The sequence below is a fragment of the Borrelia hispanica CRI genome (assembly GCF_000500065.1).
GTDB classification, from domain to species: domain Bacteria; phylum Spirochaetota; class Spirochaetia; order Borreliales; family Borreliaceae; genus Borrelia; species Borrelia hispanica.
In genome coordinates this window covers 1-4,680 of record NZ_AYOU01000068.1, presented here as the reverse complement: position 1 = coordinate 4,680, position 4,680 = coordinate 1, and the positions used below count along the sequence as shown (strand labels likewise).

General features: G+C 24.5%; 5 protein-coding genes. All 5 read left to right on the top strand.

Translation table 11 applies throughout. The features are described from left to right. Positions 1–902, top strand: a 902-nt coding sequence (locus tag U880_RS0101795) for a plasmid maintenance protein (protein ID WP_024654530.1), incomplete at its 5' end; no start/stop codon positions are given. Positions 903–911: 9 nt separating this feature from the next. Next, positions 912–1,472: a DUF226 domain-containing protein gene (locus U880_RS0101790; RefSeq protein ID WP_024654529.1), complete on the top strand. Its 561-nt coding sequence runs from the start codon at positions 912–914 to the stop codon at positions 1,470–1,472. Further along, positions 1,448–2,194, top strand: coding sequence for a ParA family protein (locus U880_RS0101785; RefSeq protein WP_024654528.1), 747 nt, complete (start codon positions 1,448–1,450; stop codon positions 2,192–2,194). Before U880_RS0101790 ends, U880_RS0101785 begins: the two co-directional genes overlap by 25 nt. 97 nt (positions 2,195–2,291) lie before the next feature. Further along, positions 2,292–2,852, top strand: a complete 561-nt coding sequence (locus U880_RS0101780) for a chromosome replication/partitioning protein (RefSeq protein WP_024654527.1) — start codon at positions 2,292–2,294, stop codon at positions 2,850–2,852. A 521-nt stretch (positions 2,853–3,373) separates the two neighbouring features. Continuing rightward, a partial coding sequence (locus U880_RS0101775; protein ID WP_024654526.1) for a DUF244 domain-containing protein occupies positions 3,374–4,680 on the top strand: 1,307 nt, incomplete at its 3' end.

The following is a 4,680-nucleotide window of genomic DNA, read 5'->3' as shown; positions in this document are numbered from 1 at the left end:
AAGTAACAAATAACTATTATCAACATTTAGGAATTAATATGGGTACTGAAGTTTATTATGAACTCAAATACAACAAAAAAGAATGTAATAGATTAATAAATAAAAGTTTCAAAATAAAAAAAGAAAAAAGATTCCAAAAGCGCGTTAATGAACATTTTAAAAGCAAATTCAATAAAGAGGGGAGTGTAGAAAAAGCGGAGTCTTTATATAATAAATATAATAAGAATAAAAAAGAAGAAAAGTGTACAAGTCAAATCGAAGATTTTCAATTGAAGAAATATGCAAATAAATGTAATTTTAAGACGAGATTCTTCTATAATATTCTTAAACTTAATTTAGAAAAAGAAGTAAAAGTTGACTTATTGAGGAAACTGAAGAATGCTGAGAATGCAATAGAGAGATGCTATATTGGAGATACTAAAAGGGGAGAAGATAAAAGATGCGTAACATTGAAAGAGAAACAAGAGAAGCTTTCATTGGTGTTAGAAAGTGTAGTAACGGAATTAAAAAATGAAGGATATGATAGTGCAGATTTAGAAGCCAAGATGGGGTCTATATATGAAAAATATAGACCCAAGCCCCATTTTATTATAGAACAAGAGAGATATGGGGATTTGAGCGTCATTGTTGCGAATTTAAAGAAGACGGTCAAAAAAACAGAAAATCTGAAATCACAATATGAAGATCTTAAAAACAATATATTTAGCATACTACTTGATCAATTGAGACAAAAAGTAAAGATAGAAATTCTCATACCAAAATTGAAAGAGTATTTAAAAAGGCAAGAGAAATTAGAATATAAAAAGGTATTTAATAACCAGTATTACTATGAACTTTTAGATTTGATAGAAAACCAGAAGGAACATTTAAAACACTCTGAATTTAATAAAGCTGTAACTTAAGGATTTATTATGGAGCATGAATTAAATATTTTAGAAAAAAAAAAAGTAAAATTGATACCAAAAGAGAAAAAATCTCTTTTTATTAAGATAGAAGAAATCGAAGGTAAAAGAATATACCATACTAAAATCATGAAAGATTTATACACATTTGGAATTTATAAAAACCGAAAGCATGGTTTTTTTATATCGTTTAAAGGATTGTTTAACGAAGAAAAAGCAGAATATTTTAGACTTTTTTCTATAAAAGAAGGAGATAAATTTTTAGGTATTTATTATGGGTATAGAAAGCCAATAAAAAGTATTGTTAAAAGATATGAAGAAAATGGTATTACTAAGACAGTTTCATTTTCAAAAATATATTACATAGAGTTTAGATTTAGAAAAGGAAGCGTTTTCTGCTATCTAAAAGGAATTGCTTATTTGCTTAAAAAAGATAGAGTTTATAGACGGTATTATAGATCTTTGATCAAACTATTAATAGGTTTGGAGAAAGAAGTGTATGAATTTTATGGAAAGAAATTTTTGGAAGGGGGTCTTATAACTAAATGGATAAGAAAAAACCAAAAATAATAACAATTGCATCGATTAAAGGTGGTGTGGGTAAAAGTACAAGCGCAATAATACTTGCAACCTTATTATCAAAGAAACATAAAGTGCTTTTAATAGATATGGATACTCAGGCATCTGTTACTAGTTATTTCTATAAAAAAATAGTAGAAGATGAATTTGATTTGCTTGAAAAAAATATATATGAGGTTTTAAAGGGAAATCAATTAATAAATGATACAATTATCAATGTTGATACTCAACTTGATTTATTACCAAGTTATTTAAGTTTGCATTCATTTAGTGAAGAAACGTTACCATATAAAGAGCATAGATTAAAAAATAGTTTTAGGTATTTAAAATTTAAGTATGATTTTATCATAGTTGATACTAATCCTCATTTGGATTCTACATTATCTAATGCTTTAGTTATTAGTAAATACATTATAGTTCCTATGACAGCAGAAAAGTGGACTATAGAGAGTTTACAATTATTGGAATTTTTTGTAGATAAATTAAATTTGAGACCACAGATATTTTTGTTTGTAACAAAATTTAAAAAAAATAAAACTCATAAGGATTTATTAGAAAGATTACAACAAAAAGATAAGTTTTTAGGCATGATATCTGAACGAGAAGACTTAAATCGAAGGATAGCGAAAAATGACACCTTTGATCTAGACAAAGATTATATAAAGGAGTATTTAAGTGTTTTTGGAAATTTTGTTTCAAAAATAGAAAATTAGTCCGATAGTCGGACTAATTTTCTATTTGAAATTTGCATTAGTAAAAAGATGCTATTTTGATAATTTTATATTTTTAATGATATAAAGGAGATTAATTATGAGTATAGGAATAAAAATAAATGATAGGATAATATCAAAAAAAGAAATAAAAAATGAATTGAAAAATAAAGATGAAATATTGAAACATTATAATCTATTAAAAGAACAATTAAAATCTAATTTTCAAAAGGAGATATATAATAAAATAGAAAGTATGAAAATTTTAAAAGAAATAAAAGATAATGCATACTATAAACTTGATGGTTATAAAAGTTTCGATGCTTTTATAAAAGATTATAAATTAGCTAAAAGTCAAACTTATGAATATTTGAAGATAGCATCGGCTATAGAAAGTGGGGTGATAGAAGAACTTTTTTTGTTAGAAAATGGAATAAAAGAAACCATAATCTTTTTAAGAAAAAATAATGCAGATTCAGTAAAAAAGTCCCGAATAAATCCAATAAAACCATTAAGATTTCAACTTAAGAATCAAGAAAGTTATGATTTTTATAAAAAAAATTCAAAACTCACGTCGTTTATTTTAGATGAACTTTTTGAAAATCAGAAAGATTTACTTAATAGGATTATAAAAAAGTATAAAGAATTAAAAGGAGAATGATAAGAAGTATTTATAAGTAATTTTAAATGGTGTTTTGCTAGGATAGCAGTAGATTTCATTTTGCTTTATAACTATGACTTTACTTTTTAAAAGTGAGAATAATCTTGTTGGATTATTAAAAAATTATTTTTGCTGTAATAAATAGATATTTATAAATTAATAATGATTAAAATATTTGCAGGATATTAAAAAATAACGAGTATTTGTTAGTATTGGATTGATTTTATTTATAAAAGTGATATAATCCATTATTAAGTATTGCTCATTTGCAATCACTTTTATGATTGTGCTATAAAGATATTATGGCTTAGTTAAGGATTCTGTTAAGAGTTTTTAACTAAGCCATATTTTTATGTTTTTTATTAATTAAATAATATTATATACTTGATATTTAATCTAAATTATTATATTTGATAGTAATTTAGATATTTTTTTGTAAATATTTTTAATATTTTTTTGCTAAATATATTTTTTTGATATATAATTTATAATGATGAAATCATAAAAGGAGTTAAATTATTATGAATAAAAATAATAGTACAAAAATTAATAATGGAGTAAAAAAAATGAATCAACAAAATTTATACACCCAACAAGTTATTAAAGGTTTAGAATCTTTTGTTCCAACCGTAGATTCTGATAATAACAAACAAACTAATGTAAGTAAAATGAGCAAAATAGGACGTAAATTACCTGGTATCAAAAAGAATGAATATTTCAAGTTTAATAGTAAAGTAGATTTTTCTATTCAACGTGGGACATTAACAAGATTTGGTGCTAGTGAAGTTGGTAGTATATTTCTTGGTGCTGATGCTGCTTCTGAATTAATTGTAAGTAGAGTACTTAAATTTTTTGGGAAAGAAGTTTCATATAAAGATAATTTGCATATTAAAAAAGGAAAAGCATTAGAAAATTTAGGATTTGCTGAATTTCTACGTACTTATTCTGATAATATACAAATTTTACACAAAAACAAATATGCTAATGGGATAGACAAATATAATTACTTCAAACGAGTAGGTAGAGGAGATAATCTTGTTGGTGCAACAATAGATGGTTGGTTTGTAAATAATCAAGGTGAAACAGAACTATTAGAGATTAAATGTAGTGATAGTAATTATTTAACATCAGCTATTACAGAATATAATCAAACAGGTAATTTTTTAGAAAGTAAATATTTCTTTAAATATTATGTTCAAGCACAGATACAACTTGCATGTACTGGATTATCAAAATGCAACCTATTCTTTTTAATTGGAGATGAGCCTGTTAATTGTGTTATAGAGAGGAATGATAGCTTTATAGCAAAAGTGATGGTTTATATTTCTGCATTGGATATGGAAGTTGGGCGTATTTGTAATCTTGTAAAGAATGACAAATCTATTGAACTTGCAAATATTGATATAGAAGATTTAACTAATCATATAAAACTATTACTACAAGATAGTAAATTTTGTTCAGAATTAGCAGAATTAAATTATAAAGATGAATTTGTAAATTTTCTAAATATTGTTAATTTAAATATTGGTGCTGAAGAGCGAGAACTTTTGGAGAAACATTTAGTTGATATTCAATCTAAGCAAACAGAAATAGAGAAGAAAGAGAAAGAGCATACTAAAGAATTATATGCACTTACTAAACAAGATAAGGATGTTCTTAAAGATATATTTGGTAAGTTATCTATTGATTTTGAATTAACAGATAATATTGTGTATAGATTAGGCAAGAATATATTTGCGTTAAATTCAGGTAAACGTGCTATTAAAGATAGGTTTAAGTTAATTACGGATCATTATGATTATTATGATATTAATCATAGTTATAGTTT

Coding starts and splice junctions, on each gene's coding strand:
- U880_RS0101790 (WP_024654529.1), top strand. CDS start 912: ATGGAGCATGAATTAAATATTTTAGAAAAAAAAAAAGTAAAATTGATA.
- U880_RS0101785 (WP_024654528.1), top strand. CDS start 1,448: ATGGATAAGAAAAAACCAAAAATAATAACAATTGCATCGATTAAAGGT.
- U880_RS0101780 (WP_024654527.1), top strand. CDS start 2,292: ATGAGTATAGGAATAAAAATAAATGATAGGATAATATCAAAAAAAGAA.